Source organism: Sulfurimonas sp., assembly GCF_019429335.1.
Taxonomy (GTDB): Bacteria; Campylobacterota; Campylobacteria; order Campylobacterales; family Sulfurimonadaceae; genus Sulfurimonas.
The window spans coordinates 1-1,736 of record NZ_JAHYJB010000072.1; the positions used below are offsets into that span (position 1 = coordinate 1).

At 37.9% G+C, this 1,736-nt stretch carries 2 protein-coding genes and 1 pseudogene; 1 reads left to right on the forward strand and 2 read right to left on the reverse strand.

All coding sequences use genetic code 11. From position 1 onward, the window contains the following. The first annotated feature begins 11 nt into the window (after positions 1 to 11). Positions 12 to 950, forward strand: a complete 939-nt coding sequence (locus K0A91_RS10960) for a lytic murein transglycosylase (RefSeq protein ID WP_295010262.1) — start codon at positions 12 to 14, stop codon at positions 948 to 950. A gap of 3 nt (positions 951 to 953) precedes the next feature. Here the strand turns inward: K0A91_RS10960 and K0A91_RS10965 are convergent, their stop codons facing one another. Both K0A91_RS10965 and K0A91_RS10970 read right to left on the reverse strand, forming a co-directional pair. Continuing rightward, complete coding sequence (locus K0A91_RS10965) at positions 954 to 1,208, reverse strand: iron oxidase oxidoreductase (protein ID WP_295010260.1); 255 nt, start codon at positions 1,206 to 1,208, stop codon at positions 954 to 956. A gap of 134 nt (positions 1,209 to 1,342) precedes the next feature. After that, positions 1,343 to 1,736 (reverse strand): annotated as a pseudogene (locus K0A91_RS10970) (D-hexose-6-phosphate mutarotase); the annotation flags it as partial.

Below are 1,736 nucleotides of genomic sequence, written 5' to 3' on the forward strand. Positions count from 1 at the left end.
TATTTGGCACCCTGCTTATGGGAAAATATGACAACTGTGAGTTTCAAAACAGAGATTATAAAGATGTCTGTGAACAAGTTGTAAAAAACGGCGTATCATATCTGTACGCAAACAAATTTCTACTCTCATATTTCAAGACACAAAAATTTGACGATGTAAGCTACAAATACCTGCAACCAAAATATATTCAAACACACAAAAAAAATGAGAAAAAAGCTAACAACGTGCTTGTTAAATTTGTCCCAGAAATGGTCGAGCACCTAAGAGAGTATGAAGAGGTATACGATTACACTGAACGAAAATACGGCGTTAACCGCGAAATAATCGCTGCAATTTTAATAAAAGAGACAAAACTCGGAAAAATAAAGCCGACACATGATGCATTTATCGTCTTTAACACTCTGGTTGTCAGAACAAAACAGGAAACTTCAAGAGAGAAGTGGCTAGTAACTATGGGCAAAACAAATATGTCCGCAATCATAACCTACTGCTACAACAGAGGCGTAACACCAGAGGAGTGCAATCTTCCAAGCTCTTACGCAGGAGCAGTCGGGATTCCGCAGTTTATGCCAAACAGTTTTGTTTATGCAAAAGGGTATAAAACAGAAATTGGTGATTTGACAAAAATGGAAGACGCCATAGTATCTGCAAGCAACTTTTTGCATCAAAAGGCAGAGTTTAATGAGCTGCTTGACTGGAACAAGGTACCTGATATAGTCGATATCGAGACACAATGGTACAATTTTGAATTTGAGCATGAAGACGCTTCGTTCGTCTATGCAAAAACAAAAAACGGCGACAAAGAGTACAAATGTTTTACATGTGACAAGGCAGAGTTGCAATATATAAGAGAGTATGCCAAAAAGATAATGCGCTACAACAACTCATCCAACTATGCAGTAGGTGTTATGCGCTTGGCTTATGATGCGCACTCTGAGCTTAAAAAATAGAGTTTAGCTCTTTTTCCTTGTATCTTTAAAATACATCATGCACCAGCCATCTGGGCTAATAGCGCCTTCAACCACTTTGCACTCGTTTGTCTCTGGCAGAAAATGCAGGCAATCTGCACATTTTTTGCCATCTTTTGGAGTCTCCTGATATATCAGCTTCTCTTTTGTTCCTTTTGCCAAAAGCGGTGTAACACCCCATGTAGCAAGCCCTAATATAGCCATATATCTGAAAAAAACCCTTCTTGATGAACTGTTCATTGTCATCTCCTAGTAGGAATTTATGAAAAATTACATTTCGTTGGTAAATGTTACTTTCACAGCTATACTCTATTCTTTTTCTCTTAATTTGTCCTAAACAATAAAATCTACTCTCTTTGTAAAACTTTATTTTGTTAAAAAATTGTGGCTTTTAACGTATGGGACTTTTGGGGCTTTACAACTCTTGCATCATCAAAAGCGTTTGCGGATTCGATGCAGAGCATATGCTCGTAAGCATCTTCTTTCATGGCACTCAATCTAGAAGTTTTTTCTATCCACGGGTTCCAGACAACGGCAGAGGATGAGTTCTCATTTCTAACATGTAGAGTTCTGTTTTTATCATACAGAGTTATCTCACCATCTACCTCTTGGTAAACTCTGTCAACCTCTTGGTTAAAGGTTATATCGCCCTTTTGCACCTCAGATTTCCATGTCAGTGCATCAAGATATGGTTTTTTATCAAGCCCTTTTATAACGGCATCTGAAATATGAGAGAGTGCGAAATATGTGTGAAGAGCTTGCGTTATT

Coding starts and splice junctions, on each gene's coding strand:
- K0A91_RS10965 (WP_295010260.1), bottom strand. CDS start 1,208: ATGAACAGTTCATCAAGAAGGGTTTTTTTCAGATATATGGCTATATTA.